Below are 13,827 nucleotides of genomic sequence, written 5' to 3'. Positions count from 1 at the left end.
GGTTACCGCTATTATCCATTGTTCCCGGAAAAAGATAGTCAATGCATTCAAGGACATCAGAACAGAAACGAAAAAAAGCCGTGCTGATTCTTATCAAGAATGAGCACGGTATTCCGATTCCACGCTTTCAGAAAAAAGCCGGCGAATATTAAGTGGCGTAAATGCATAGACATCATTTTTCCTCGCTGCTGTGCTGGTGCTGGCGATTTCCATTACCATACCAGGCTTCACCTGGCTCTATGAACCGGCTAAGTGCACAGAAGTTCTGCAAATGGGAACAAAGCCTACCATTTTGAATGATTAAATCCTCTTGGTCGCTTTGAATGATTAAAATCTTCCTGATCGCATGATGGAGTAAATAATCAGCAAAAACATCCCGAAGGCAATGACAAATCCGATTTCAATAGCAGGAACGCTAGTCAGGATCGTATTGTTGCCAAACGTGGAGCCTACAATCAGTCCGAGCACAACGATGCTGAAAGCAAGCAGCGTAAGGCTGAAGGAAACCTGATTGCTGATCCGATCAAACTTATTAAGGATACGATTGATTTCAGACAGGCTGATTTCAAATTTCAAGTCACCTTTTGATGCCTGGTCAAGGACATCCTCGACTTGCGACGGAATATTCGTTAAGGTATCACTTAAATTTTCCGCCTGACTCCAAAGCCTTTTACCTATTTTCGCAGGATCATATCTTTCGCGCATCAATTGTTCCCCATATGGGCGAGCCAGTGAAATCATATCCAATTCAGGATCGATATCTGAAATGATTCCATCAATCGTGATCAATGCCTTGCCCATCATTGTCATTTCCTTCGGCAGGATGATCCTGTGCTCCTGTGCCGCGGCAAACAAATCTTTAACAACCAGCCCAAGGTTTATGTTCCCTCCATTTGAACGGGACAGCTGTTTGCTGATCCATTCAACCTCATCGTGGAAATGCTTTTCATCGACATCTGAGGGGACGTAAGCCATCCGGAAGATGGATTTGACGATTTTTTCAGGCTCATCCTGCATAATCCCCATCATCATATCCGCAGAATCATAGCGCATACCTGCAGAAAGCCGGCCAACCTGCCCGAAGTCGATGAATACAAGTTGTTTTTTTTCAGGGACATACAGGATATTCCCGGGATGGGGGTCTCCGTGGAAAAAACCTTCCTTTAAGATTTGAGTGATGAATGAGCTGACGAGAAGTTCAGCAATTTGCCGTTTTTCCTCCCTGCTTGCGACCATATTATGAAGTTCATTCACCTTCACGCCATCTATCTTTTCCATTGTCAGGATGTGGGAAGTGGTATAATCATCATAAATTTCAGGCACTTTAATTTGTTCACAATCAGCAAATTGCATTTGGACAGTCTCAGTGTTACGTGCCTCTTCAAGATAATCGAGCTCCCTGCGAATAGACTCGGATAACTCATCGACGATCTCGGTGACATTATAATATTGGGCCCACTCATACCTTTGTTCGATCGCGCGTGAGAGATCCTTTAAAATCGCGAGATCTGTATCGACAATTTCCTTGATTCCCGGCCGCTGAACCTTGACCATGACAGATTCTCCTGTCAGCAGGACAGCTTCGTAAACTTGGCCGATTGAAGCAGCTGCAACACATTGCTCATTGAAGTAATCGAACACTTCTTCCGCCGGCCTTCCGAAATCCTGCTCGATTTTCGCCTTAATTTCTTTGACTGGAACCTGGGGAACTTGATCCTGCAAAAGTTCAAGCTCCTTGATGATTTCATCAGGCAGCAAATCGCTTCTTATGCTGAGCAGCTGCCCAAGCTTGATGAACGCAGGACCTAATTCCTCCAGCATGCACCTGATTCGGTAGCCAGCTTCTTTGGTATTGCCATTTTTTATTTCTGCTGCTACCTTATCCTTCAATGATAAAACATGAAACAGACCTATTTCATCAAAAACATAGCCGAATCCATACCTCACAAAGACCGAGCCGATTTCTTTATATCTATTCAAACGTCTCATCTGTTTAGTCACCATTTTTCACCTGCTATTAATCTACATCTTTCGAAAAGCCTGGTGGAATATTTTCCATCCCCTGCTCTTGGTCCGCTTTATCCTTTCCCTGATCGTTCAAATTGTTCCTTAACTGGATAAGCTCCTCCTGCAGGAGCACAAGCTGTGCCTGTACATGATCAAGTTCTTCACGGCTGACGAATCCTAGCTCCCTTAATTGGTTCTTCGCCAGCTCCCTGAATTCCGTATTCCATTCTTCGTTCTTTGTCTCTCCTTTTTTCATCCACTCATCGAACAAGGAATCAGCTTCAGATTGTGTCATGCTTCCCTTTTCCACAAGCTTCGTAATGGTTTCATCAAATTTTTCTTTACCGGCCACAGCAGCTCCCAGCCCTAATAAAAAGCCACTTTTCAGGAAACTGTTCATTTCGTCCTCCTCCTTTTACATACATGTTTCCTTATCAATACCCCAATATCGGTAAAAATTATCCACTTTGGGAAAAAAACAGGCCATCAACCATGCGGCCGAACCCTGTTAACCAGTGTTATTCACAAGTATTTTTATACCTTATCCCACTGTTCCTGTATCTTGATGGATGGCGGTCATCACAAATGTTGCTATTGTTCTTTGGCACTGTGTATTATTTGATCTAATGGATGTTTAAAGTTTTCAGCATTTCCTTCTTTATCAATTCCCTGTCTCTTTTTCTCTTCCGTTAAAAAAGTTCAACATTCAGGATTGCCTCCAACTGCCTATCTTCTTTTAAGCGTCTCGGTACATACTTGAGCCATATGTAATTAACTTCAGCTTTTCCTTGAGCCAAGAACAAAAGAGCGCGGCTTAATCAGCCTACGCTCTTTTGTGTTTATTTTGCTGTTACTGCTGACTTTTCAGATGTTTTCTCCTTGCGGATCGTTGCCTGTGCAGCTGCAAGGCGGGCGAGAGGTACACGATACGGTGAACAGCTCACATAATCAAGTCCTGCATTATAACAGAATTCGATTGAGCTTTTCTCCCCTCCGTGTTCTCCGCATATACCAGTCTTCAGGCCAGGTTTCGTCTGCCTTCCAAGCGTTACACCGGTTTCAACAAGCTTGCCGACGCCTTCACGGTCGAGAACAGCGAATGGGTTCTCCGGCAATACCTTCTGTTCGATGTAATTCTGGAGGAATTTACCTTCCGCATCATCACGGCTGTAGCCAAAGGTGGTCTGCGTCAAATCATTTGTTCCAAATGAGAAGAAATCCGCTTCTTCAGCGATTTGGTCTGCAGTCAAAGCAGCACGCGGAATTTCAATCATTGTTCCCACCGTATAATCGAATTCCTTGCCTGTTTCTTCTTTGACACTCTGTGCTGCTGAATTCACCAGTTGCCTCATCTCTTTCAATTCATTGACATGTCCCACAAGCGGAATCATGATTTCCGGCTGGACATGAATTCCTTTGTCCGCAAGGCTGGCAACTGCGTAGAAAATAGCTCTTGCCTGCATTTCATAGATTTCCGGATGGATCATGCCAAGCCGGCAGCCGCGGTGTCCCAGCATTGGATTGAATTCATCAAGCTGACGTACCTTTTTAAGCAATAATTCCTTTTCTTTTAGTTCTTTGGATTCCGGCTCAAGAATTTGCAATCTGGTGATATCAACCAAGAGCTCTTCTTTATCAGGCAGGAACTCATGGAGCGGAGGGTCTAGCAAACGGATGGTAACTGGGAGTCCCTCCATTACTTCAAGAATCCCTTCGAAATCTCCCTGCTGCATCGGCAATAATTCATTTAATGCCTCGCTGCGTTCTTCTGAAGTTTCAGCGAGAATCATTTTTTGAACGATCGGCACTCTTGCAGCGTCCATGAACATGTGCTCTGTACGGCATAAACCAATGCCCCCTGCACCGAATTCAAGTGCTTTCCGGGAATCTTCAGGATTATCGGCATTAGCGCGGACACCGATTTTCCTTTCCTCATCAGCCCAGGAAAGCAACAGCTGGAATTCTGCTGAAAGTTCTGGTTCAATCATCGGGATTTCCCCTAGCATGATTTCACCAGTACCTCCGTCGATGGTAATGATATCACCATGATTCACCGCTATTTCCCCGACTTGGAACTTCTTTTCGTGCAAATCGATTTTCATCGCTTCGCACCCGCAAATACACGCCTTGCCCATTCCCCTGGCTACGACGGCAGCATGGCTTGTCATCCCGCCACGGCTGGTGACGACTGCCTGGGCAGCAATAATTCCATGGATGTCATCAGGGGTTGTTTCTGGACGGACAAGAATGACTTTTTGTCCTTCGTTTGCCAGCTGTTCCGCTTCATCTGCGTCGAAAACAACCTTGCCTGTTGCAGCACCAGGTGAGGCAGGGAGTCCTTTTGCAAGCTGCTGGCGTTCATGATTTTCATCAATCCTTCGATGCAGCAGCTGATCCAGTTGTTCAGGATCAACACGAAGCAAAGCTGTCTTTTTATCAATAATTCCTTCCTGAACGAGTTCTGCCGCAATCCTGATCGCAGCCTGAGCGGTACGCTTTCCGGTTCGGGTTTGCAGGAAGAATAGCTTTCCGCGCTCCACTGTGAATTCGATATCCTGCATATCTTTATAATGCTGTTCAAGGATCTGGCATGTATCAACAAATTGCTGATAAACAGCAGGCATTTCATCCTTCAATGTTTGGATTGGCTGCGGAGTGCGAATACCTGCCACAACATCCTCACCCTGGGCATTGATCAAATACTCACCGTAAAGGATGTGTTCACCGGTTGAAGGGTCGCGGGTAAAGGCTACGCCTGTTCCCGAATCGTCGCCCATGTTTCCGAATACCATGCTTTGAATATTGACCGCTGTTCCAAGGTGCGAAGGAATTTTGTTCAAACGGCGATACACAATCGCACGCTGGTTGTTCCATGAGTCAAACACTGCGTTGATTGACAAGAAAAGCTGCTCTGCAGGATCCTGCGGAAATGGCTTTCTTGTATGCTTCGTGACAATGTTTTTATAGCCCTCAATGACTTCCTTCCAATCTTCAGCTGTCATTTCGGGGTCGGAAGAATATCCTTTTGCCTCCCTTGTTTCTTCAAGCAGTCGCTCGAAAAAGAAGACATCGACATCAAGGACAACATCACTGAACATTTGGATGAAGCGGCGGTAAGAGTCGTAGGCAAAACGCGGGTTGTTTGTCAGTCTAGCCACCCCTTCGACAGTCTCATCGTTCATACCGAGGTTCAAGATGGTATCCATCATACCAGGCATCGAGAAAACAGCGCCTGAACGTACAGATACCAGGAGAGGGTTTTCAGGATTCCCCAGTTTCTTTCCGGTGTTCTTTTCCAGTTCTGCGAGTGCGTCAAGCACCTGGGTTTTGACTTTTTCAGGAATGTTCTTGCCTGCATCATAGTATGCGTTGCATGCCTCAGTGGAAATGGTGAATCCAAATGGGACAGGGAGGCCGATCTTTGTCATTTCCGCAAGGTTCGCACCTTTCCCTCCGAGAATTTCTTTCATGCTGCTATTTCCCTCATTGAACAGGTAAACGAATTTGGACATCACTTAAAACTCCTCTCACTTTTTAAAATATCCAGTATTAAACCGGCTGTTTCTTCTATCGCCTTGTTTGAGACATTGATGACCGGGCAGCCAACCCGCTTCATGATTTTTTCTGCATAATCCAGCTCCTCGAGGATACGCTCATAGCTTGCATAGTTTGCCCTTGCACCCAAACCCAGGGCTTTTAGTCTTTCTGTCCTGATTTCATTCAATTTCTCAGGGGAAATGATAAGTCCGACGCATTTTGTCCTGGGAACTTGGAAAAGTTCTTCAGGTGGTTTCACCTCTGGAACGATCGGAACATTTGCTACTTTGTACCTTTTATGCGCCAGATACATCGATAAAGGGGTTTTTGACGTCCTTGAGACACCTACCAAAACGATATCGGCTCTTAAAATTCCTCGCGGATCGCGTCCATCATCATATTTAACGGCAAACTCAATTGCTTCAATCTTCCGGAAATAGTCATCGTCAAGTTTCCTCATCATTCCCGGCTGATGGTTAGGTTCTTTGTTGAATTTTTGTTCAAATGCATTCATTAACGGATTCAATAGGTCGACTGCGTGAATCCCTTCCTCTTGCGACCTCTTGTCAAGATACGCCTTCAATTTCGGCACGACGATTGTATAGGCTATAATCGACCGCCCCTGTCTGGCTACCGCGATGATATCCTCGATATCCTCTTCGTCTTCCACATAAGAGCTTCGCCTGATATCGACTTGCCCTCCATTGAATTGAGTGGCCACAGCTTTCACAACAAACTCCGCTGTTTCTCCGACTGAATCGGAAACCACATAGACGACTTCCTTCATCTCCAATATAACTCACTTCCTAGACAGATTTTTGCTCAGTAATTTCAAGGTAAGCTTTTGTTATTGTTGTTTTGGTAATACGTCCGATTACCTCATATGCTTCCGGATCTTTTCCCTTCTGGCGGACGACAGGCAATGAGTCAATGCGGTTCACCGCAAGTTTCCTGGCCGCCTGCAGCATGGTTTCCTCTGGCGCGACTGTTATAATATTTGGCATCCTGGTCATGATGACGCTTACAGGAAGATCCTCAAGGTTTTTATTCCCAATCGCTGCCCTTAAAAGGTCCTTCCGGGATATGACACCTGCCAAACAGCCTTCCTTGTCGATTGCGTAAAGTGTGCCTACATCTTCAAGGAACATTTGGACAATGGCGTCATAGACAGAGGCAGACTTTTGCAAAACAATTGGATGTCCTTTATAGTCATTGACTTTTTGCTCAAGAAAAGCAGCTGCATCGAACTGTTTTTCTTTATCCTTGTTAAAAAAATACCCGACTCTCGGCCTTGCTTCAAGTCTGCCTGCCATCGTCAGGATGGCGAGGTCTGGTCGGAGGGTCGCGCGTGTCAGCTTTAATTTTTCGGCAATCCGTTCTCCAGTAATGGGACCGTCTTCCTTAACAATCTGGACGATTTCTTCCTGCCTTTTCGTTAGTTTAATAGAACTCACCACCAGCTTACCCCCAATAAATTATGTAACATTATCAAGGATCCGTTAAATGTGTTATCCTTATTGATTTATAGTATATAACATTTAACTGCAAATCGAAAGAAAAGGTTTTAATTTTTTGTGAAATTCTTTTCTAATCAGCTGTTACCCAGATAAAAAAGCTATACTTTTTGTAAACACTTGTTTGTTATGCCCTAAAGTCCTCCGTTATTCCCGAAAGTGGCTGTCCCTAAGATGAGCAACAAAATACCTCCTCGGATTTCTCCGAAGAGGCCATAATTTAAAGATTGAGTTCTAAAGTAACCGGGCAGTGGTCGCTGCCCATAACCATACATTCAGCCCCAGCCTCAAGAATCGCAGGAGACAGCGTTTCGGAAACGATGAAGTAATCGATCCGCCAGCCAATATTCCGTTCCCTGACTTTATTCATGTAAGACCACCACGTGTAGACCCCTTCCTTGTCAGGGTGAAGATAACGAAATGAGTCAATGAATCCGCTAGACAAAAGCCTGGACATTTTTCCGCGTTCCTCATCTGTAAAACCGGAGTTTCCCCGGTTTGGCTTTGGGTTTTTCAAATCAATTTCATGATGAGCTACATTTAGGTCCCCGCACAGGACAACCGGCTTCTTTCTGTCCAGCTGCATAAGGTAGTCCCTTAGCCTATCCTCCCATTCAAGCCGAAATCCAAGCCTCGCTAGGTCCCTCTGTGAGTTGGGAGTATATACATTCACGATATAAAACGATTCAAATTCAAGGGTTATCGCCCTTCCTTCACAATCATATTCATCTGAACCGATTCCATATTGGACCGAAATCGGCTGTTCTTTTGAGAAGATTGCAGTGCCCGAATAACCCTTTCTTTCCGCATAATTCCAAAACTGCTTATAGCCTTCGAGTTCAAGATTGATTTGCCCTTCCTGCAGCTTAGTTTCCTGTATGCAGAAAAGGTCAGCGTCCGCTTTTCTGAAGTAATCAAGGAAACCCTTGCCAGCACACGCCCTTATTCCATTGACATTCCATGATACAAATTTCATGTTGTTTTTTTCTCCTTGAAAAATATGCTTCTCTCATTCTACCAGTCTTTGATGATCGTTTCTAATATCACGATTCCTTTAATAAGCTCATCAACAGGTGCATTCGCATATGAAAGCCTCAAGTACTGAAGTTTATTCGAGCTATACATGCGCCCCGGATTCAACAGGACACCTTTGGCCATTGCTTTAGAGTGCAGTACAGCGACGGGGATATCACGATTGATTTTTACCCAGATAAAAAAACCACCTGCGGGGGATTCCCATTCCGCAACATCCCCAAGATGGGTTTCCAGCGCGGATAAAAGAACTTCTCTCCGTCTCCTTAACTCTCCGCGTATCTTATTGAGATGTTCCTGGTAAAAACCATTCACAAGCCATTTGGACGCAACCCTTTGCGATAAAGAACTTGAACCATAGTCTGTCTGCATTTTCAGATCAGCAAGCCGGTCGATGACAGGTTCGGGGCCTACTAGCCATCCAATCCGCAGGCCAGGAGCAAGGCTTTTTGAGAGACTGCCGAGATAGAGGACATTCCCTTCCCTGTCAAACGACTTTATCGGAGGAGGCGACGGGGCATCCAGCCAGAGATCTCCATATACATCATCTTCAATAATTGGCAGCCTCATTCTTTCTGCCAGCTTCAGCAATTCCTTCCTCCGTTCGCTCCCCATTAAAGCGCCAGTCGGGTTATGGAAGGTTGGATGACAATAGAGTACAGAATTTCCGCTTACTGCCTCTTCTTTGATCATTTTTGGCTGAATACCCTCATCATCCGTAAAGATACCTTTAAGCTTCATCCCGGCAGACTGGAAGGTCGATAACGTATACAGATAGGAGGGATTCTCAAGAAAAACAGTCGAACCCCGCTTCAGCAGACCGATGGAAATCAGATGGAGTGCCTGAAGGGCACCAGAAACAATCAGGATCGATGTTGGCGGTGCCTGGATTCCCTTTTTCCTTAAATATAGGCTTACCTCCTCTCGAAGAGCAGGATAACCCTTTGGGTCCTCATATCCGAAAGGTGAAAGTTCCTCGCCTGCTTGCTGGATGACCGTTTTCATTTCCCTAAGTGGAAAAAGCTCCTGGGAAAGTTCTCCCTTGCTGAGCTGGATCAACCGCTGGTCAGATTCTGCTTTATTAATCGCCTGGACAATAGAAAGGCTCGCCAGATGTGTTCCCATCCGGACCTGTTCATTCCAATTAATTAGAGGGCCTGACCGCATCAATGACCATGTATTGTTCAACACAATCGTGCCTGCGCCACTCTTTCCCTGGACAAGGCCTTCAGCCGCTAATTCTTCAAGCGCAGTAATCACCGTACTTCTGTTCACAGCAAATCGCTTTGCAAGTTCCCGCTGGCTAGGCAGCCTGCTTCCGACAGGCCAAGTTCCATTCCCGATTTGCTCCTTTATAAAATCGATAATCAACTGATATTTCCGCGGTCTTTTCATTATCAGGCTCCATTCTATCTATTGGCAATTGGTTGGTTTAAAAATCGGCTGATTGGTTGGTTACATATTAACAAGTCCTTGATATATTGGGAAGATAAAAAATTTCCTTCCTGAATTGGCTGGCTATATGGGGTGAGTTCATTTGAATTATAGAATTATCGTTGCCAACGCTACTATTATCCTTCTTTGGGGTTCGGCATTCGCCGGAATACGCTATGGACTTTCAGGATATTCGCCAGAGCATTTGTCCTTCCTCCGCCTTTTGATCGGTGCGGTCGGCCTGATGGTTTATGCAGCAGCCACTCGAATGAGATTGCCTGAGCTGAAGGATCTTCCTGTCATTTTCGTATTCGGATTGCTCGGCTTCGCCGTCTATCAAACTTGGCTGAGTTATGGAGAACAAACTGTTGATGCAGGTACAGCAAGCCTGCTTGTCTCAACTTCACCGATCATGATCGGTATCCTCGGAAAATTATTTCTAAAGGAAAAGACGGGGAAGTGGTACTGGATTGGCGCAGCAATATGTTCAGGGGGTGTCTTCCTGATTTCTGCCGGAAGCAGCAGACCGCTCGAAGCTGGGATGGGGATTATCTGGATTCTGGGAGCATCACTATCAGAATCAATATATTTCGTATTCCAGAAGCGCTATTTGGATAAATACGGCGCTCTCCCGTTCACAGCTTATACCATTTGGGCTGCCACAATCATCATGGCGTTCTTTTCGCCCGGAATTGGAATGGCTTTGAATCAAGCTTCAGTTGGAGCCACCCTCAGCGCCGTTTACCTGGGAGTGTTCCCGACTGTCATCGCGTATTTCGCCCTGGCTTATATCACAAAAAAGACCGGAGCCTCCGAAGCTGCAAGTTCTCTCTACTTGACACCTGCTGCCTCTTTCCTGATTGCCTGGGTGTGGCTTGGGGAAACTCCAACCACTATGACAATCATCGGAGGATTCATTACCCTTGCAGGAGTTTCATTTACTTTCTTGGAAGATCGAAACAGAGGAAAACACCTGAACTAGGCTTCGTAAAGGTTCACAAATCGAAGGATAGCTGTTCTGCTCCATCCTTTTTCATTTGCCTTTTTGTAAGGCAGTCCGCTGGATTTAGGCGGGCGAATTCTATTTTGGCAATTTTGTTCGCCTTTTTCACATCGATTATCGGTGGTTCATAGCGAAGTTGATAAAATCCTGGGTAGCGCCATGGTTCATGGATGTATTCTGCTGGCACCCCTCTAAGTTCCTGGACATACCTGCGAATAAATACGCCATCAGGGTCCAGTCTTTTCCCAAGGCGGATCGGATCAATGATCCTGAGCTTTTTATCCCCCTGGAAGCCTGTCATCTTTTTTACGTTATATGCGTATATTTCCGGATGATAGTCCAGGAGGAGGCCAGCCATCCCATGCATAGGCTTTTCGATATCCATCATCAATGTATTGCAGATAAAGGAAATCACCATTTCCCGTAGCGTGAAATTCAACCATCCAGTTTTATCGAGACATCTCATCGCAGCATCAATAAATGGAATCCCCGTTTTTCCGGCAAGCCATCGTCCGTACCATCCCTCGTCCCAGCATCTTTTTATTTGATTGACATCCGATTCTTTAATGAAGCGGATTGATTTATCATGTAAAAACAATTTTGCGAGAAATGGATCAAATTGACGCCGCTCATCCACCCTGATATTTCCCGCCTTTTCTATTGTCTGCTGGAAAATTGTCCGTACAGACAGATTGCCCCATGCGATATATGCTGATAGTCTGCTGGACGACATGGAAGAAGCAATAGGCATTTGATGGTTCTCGGCATATTTCAAATAGCGATGATGAATAAAAGTGTCGAGTGTCTCCTTTGCCTTCTCTTCTCCGCCTTGCTGTCCGTAACGGATTTTACTTCCTCTGGCCTTGATCCCCATTACTCGATTCGGATTGGTAAAAAGAACTTCCGGAACGTTCGCTGGAACTTGCAGACGCGCAGGAGCTTCAATAACCCGACTGTTTACATATTCCCTCCATCGTGCCTTAAAGGTCATTTCGGATTCCCCGTCATTCTTTAAACCATAGCCAGAATATCTTTGATTGTTCTTCTTCACCCACTGCATAATTGGATCTTTCTTCAAAGTATCAATTGCGGTGAAGATGGCAAGGGATCCATAGGCTTTCAGGAGTTCGGCTAAAATCGCTTCGATTTCCCCAATCGCCAAAAACAGTTTGCCTCCGCGCTGCTGTATTTGTGATGAAAGTTCCTCCAGGCTTTCCAGTACAAACTGGAAGTGACGGTGCGATAGCTCTGTTTCTTCCCATTCAGATGGATCAAAGATATACAGGGGCAGCAACTCCCCAGGTTTCGACGCTTCCGCAAAAGGTTCGTTGTCACACAGCCTTAAATCCCTGTTGAATAACATAACATTCATCGAAGTCACCCCATTTTCCAGTGTTCATCTATACATTTACCCAAAGAAAATGAAAATGGCGCACCAATGTGGCCGCCATTTTATCAAACCAATATTTCCCTCAGCAAAATGCCGAAAGCCAATCCGAGGAACATGGAGGTCAATGTCCCAAGCAGGAAGTATTCAGCCCAATCCCGGTCATCCAACTGTTTGAAACGAGCAATCGATTTAGCTGTTACAATGAAAGCAATCGCAGGATAAGCATGATAGAAAGTCAGGAGGATGACGAGCAGCCTTTCAATGTAACCGATCAGCTTGCCTCTTGAAAGGTCATGCTTATTGAAGATCATATAGCTGTATTCCTCCGAAAGCCCCCTGTCACCGTAACCTTCTTCCGGATAAATATCCTCCTTCAGATTGTTCTGGAATGTGTACTTTCCTTCAAAGCTCAACAGCTGTCCCGGCAATGAACCTAGCAAGATCCTGATGATATGGCCGCTGACCGTAGTGCCGAAAATTAAAATGACAAAAATAGATAAAAGTTCACTCATTGTGTCCATGGTTGCGCCTTCGACGGTAACCAGTTCCATGAGCCGATTGAATACAGACCTTGCTTTAATGCCATAAAACAATTGGCAAGTAATAACAATCGTCGCCAGGTGCAAAATCTGATCGATAATGAAATAGGAAAGCTTGTATAAATTCCCAACCTTTGAGAATGTATCCACAAGCTTGATCTTCATGTAATCGATGATAAAATGCGTACCCGTTAAGAACAAGGCAGGCCAAAGCCAAGTTTCCAAAACACCTTTTCCTGGACTGCCATAGAACCAAAATAGCCCAAGAACGGCGAAATACAAGGTAAAATGATGAAGGACATGTTTTTTTAGGTGTTTTTGCTTTTCACGGACCATTTCATCGGTCTGTAAATAAAAATCCGCAAGAAGGTGGGCAATGATTAGAAGTAATAACAGCATGCCTGCTCCTTTCACATTAAATAGTAAGATAGATTCCTGGCTGCTTTCTTATGATTTTCCGGATTTCGGCTTCAAGGAGACCGCTGTCGACGATATCATTGCTTGGCAATTCTTTGGCTTGATAGGAATCAAGCACGATCCTGACCTCTTTGTAACTGTCAAGGATCAGTTCACAGTGACCTTTTTTGAAATGGCTATAAATCGTCGGTGCCGATTTGCCAAGAAGCCTGGCAATCAAATTTTGTTTTTGGAAAATCAAGTACATGGAACAAACAAGTCGCTGGACTTCAGTTTGCTGCGTTTCCAATGCATGCTGGAGCCTTACTACTCGATTCAGCAGCATCTCTGTTTCCTTATTCTCTGCCTCCAGCCGAAAGAGGAATGTTTCCCTTCCTTTTTGCTCCATTTTCAAACTGTCACTCGCCATCCTTGCCTGTTTCACTATTGGATGAATCCACTTCTCAACATCAAGATTCTTTACTTTGTCATCAATTTTCCCATAGGCGAGACCGAAATATGGCATATGGCGTTCATATTTCCAGAGCCTGCTGATGAAAAACGCTGTTATGTATGCTGTCGGATAACCCTGTGCAATAAAAATGATTTCATCGCCGGCCCGATGTTTTACTTTTATGTCGATCATTCCCGTATACCATTCCTTTATCCGCTGCTCCACTTCCAGCAGATAACTGCTTATTTCCGCTCCAGCGGCAGAAGACTTGGACACATCCATAATAAACACCGACACAGGCTCCATTAAACCACCCAACCTCTTAAATTAGATTATATGATTTAATTTTAATTAAATTAGATTGATTAGTCAAACCTTATACTCCAGCGTAAAATCACTTTCATTCATTTTAACAAGAGCGTACGTTCGCTTCAATGGGTCGATGGTAGAGTAAGAAACTGATTTCAAAGAGGGAGCCTTCCTGGCTTCCTCTTTTACTTTCAGTCCCTCCTCATCAAACC

Annotated in this window: 12 protein-coding genes; 1 reads left to right on the top strand and 11 read right to left on the bottom strand. The window is 44.9% G+C overall.

The window, feature by feature from the left end:
- Positions 1 to 93: 93 nt before the first annotated feature.
- The 8 genes from JJQ88_RS21580 to JJQ88_RS14680 all read right to left on the bottom strand — a co-directional run bounded on the left by JJQ88_RS21580 (position 94) and on the right by JJQ88_RS14680 (position 9,485).
- Positions 94 to 219 (bottom strand): hypothetical protein, encoded by a 126-nt coding sequence (locus tag JJQ88_RS21580; RefSeq protein ID WP_282597709.1) that lies wholly within the window; start codon positions 217 to 219, stop codon positions 94 to 96.
- 108 nt (positions 220 to 327) lie between these two features.
- Positions 328 to 1,989, bottom strand: a complete 1,662-nt coding sequence (locus JJQ88_RS14710) for an ABC1 kinase family protein (protein WP_210366807.1) — start codon at positions 1,987 to 1,989, stop codon at positions 328 to 330.
- Between the two features lie 28 nt (positions 1,990 to 2,017).
- On the bottom strand, positions 2,018 to 2,407 hold the full coding sequence (locus JJQ88_RS14705) for a phasin family protein (RefSeq protein ID WP_210366806.1): 390 nt from the start codon (positions 2,405 to 2,407) through the stop codon (positions 2,018 to 2,020).
- A gap of 439 nt (positions 2,408 to 2,846) precedes the next feature.
- Positions 2,847 to 5,519, bottom strand: coding sequence for a pyruvate, phosphate dikinase (gene ppdK / locus JJQ88_RS14700; protein WP_210366805.1), 2,673 nt, complete (start codon positions 5,517 to 5,519; stop codon positions 2,847 to 2,849).
- Positions 5,519 to 6,337 carry a pyruvate, water dikinase regulatory protein gene (locus tag JJQ88_RS14695; RefSeq protein ID WP_210366804.1) on the bottom strand — a complete coding sequence of 273 codons (819 nt, stop codon included), beginning with the start codon at positions 6,335 to 6,337 and terminating at the stop codon, positions 5,519 to 5,521. The genes ppdK and JJQ88_RS14695 overlap by 1 nt, the downstream gene beginning before the upstream one ends.
- 13 nt (positions 6,338 to 6,350) lie before the next feature.
- Positions 6,351 to 6,998 carry a transcriptional regulator CcpN gene (ccpN, locus tag JJQ88_RS14690; protein ID WP_210366803.1) on the bottom strand — a complete coding sequence of 216 codons (648 nt, stop codon included), beginning with the start codon at positions 6,996 to 6,998 and terminating at the stop codon, positions 6,351 to 6,353.
- A gap of 280 nt (positions 6,999 to 7,278) precedes the next feature.
- Positions 7,279 to 8,034: an exodeoxyribonuclease III gene (locus tag JJQ88_RS14685; RefSeq protein ID WP_210366802.1), complete on the bottom strand. Its 756-nt coding sequence runs from the start codon at positions 8,032 to 8,034 to the stop codon at positions 7,279 to 7,281.
- A 38-nt stretch (positions 8,035 to 8,072) separates the two neighbouring features.
- Positions 8,073 to 9,485, bottom strand: coding sequence for an aminotransferase-like domain-containing protein (locus JJQ88_RS14680; protein ID WP_210366801.1), 1,413 nt, complete (start codon positions 9,483 to 9,485; stop codon positions 8,073 to 8,075).
- 142 nt (positions 9,486 to 9,627) lie between these two features.
- Here JJQ88_RS14680 and JJQ88_RS14675 point away from each other — a divergent pair, with 142 nt between their 5' ends.
- Positions 9,628 to 10,506, top strand: coding sequence for a DMT family transporter (locus JJQ88_RS14675; protein WP_210366800.1), 879 nt, complete (start codon positions 9,628 to 9,630; stop codon positions 10,504 to 10,506).
- Positions 10,507 to 10,519: 13 nt separating this feature from the next.
- Here the strand turns inward: JJQ88_RS14675 and JJQ88_RS14670 are convergent, their stop codons facing one another.
- From JJQ88_RS14670 to JJQ88_RS14660, 3 genes are all read right to left on the bottom strand, one after another.
- A complete protein-coding gene (locus JJQ88_RS14670; RefSeq protein WP_210366799.1) occupies positions 10,520 to 11,899 on the bottom strand; it encodes an FAD-binding domain-containing protein in 1,380 nt (459 codons plus the stop codon).
- 83 nt (positions 11,900 to 11,982) lie between these two features.
- The gene (locus tag JJQ88_RS14665; RefSeq protein WP_210366798.1) at positions 11,983 to 12,855 is read right to left on the bottom strand and encodes a DUF3307 domain-containing protein; all 873 of its coding nucleotides are present in this window, start codon (positions 12,853 to 12,855) and stop codon (positions 11,983 to 11,985) included.
- A 16-nt stretch (positions 12,856 to 12,871) separates the two neighbouring features.
- Complete coding sequence (locus JJQ88_RS14660; protein ID WP_210366797.1) at positions 12,872 to 13,597, bottom strand: hypothetical protein; 726 nt, start codon at positions 13,595 to 13,597, stop codon at positions 12,872 to 12,874.
- Positions 13,598 to 13,827 lie beyond the last annotated feature (230 nt).

Source organism: Bacillus sp. REN3 (genome assembly GCF_017912555.1).
In the GTDB taxonomy this organism is placed as follows: domain Bacteria; phylum Bacillota; class Bacilli; order Bacillales; family Cytobacillaceae; genus Mesobacillus.
The sequence above is the reverse complement of the archived record's forward strand: the minus strand, read 5'-3'. Positions and strand labels throughout refer to the sequence as shown.